A 333-nucleotide genomic window follows, 5' to 3' on the forward strand; every position below is an offset into this window, starting at 1 on the left:
CAGCAGCGCCGCCGCGGCAACGCTCGCCGTCGTCGCCGGCATCGAGGACGCCGGCCTGAAACTCGGCCGCGATGTCGACGTGGTGTCGAAACAGTCGTCGGAACTGCTGCACCTGTTCCGGCCGGAACTGCTGGTCGTCAACGAGAATTTCCGCCTGGCTGGCTCCGAACTCGCCCGCGCCGTGCTCGGCTGGATCGGTGGCGCCGATCCAGGCTCCCTACAGTCGCTCAGCACGCCTGGCGAGGTTCTGCCCTATCGGCATTCGCAAGATCAGTGACCCCTGCGTCCGTCGCGACGGCGATCATCATGCAAAGGGGTTCAGTTCAGCCTTCG

The 333-nt window shown here is 66.1% G+C and carries 1 pseudogene; it reads left to right on the forward strand.

Going from position 1 to position 333, the window contains the following annotated elements:
• Positions 1–277: pseudogene (locus EN859_RS36330) on the forward strand (LacI family transcriptional regulator); the annotation flags it as partial.
• Positions 278–333: the final 56 nt, after the last annotated feature.

This window comes from Mesorhizobium sp. M00.F.Ca.ET.216.01.1.1 (genome assembly GCF_004010325.2).
Classification (GTDB): domain Bacteria; phylum Pseudomonadota; class Alphaproteobacteria; order Rhizobiales; family Rhizobiaceae; genus Mesorhizobium.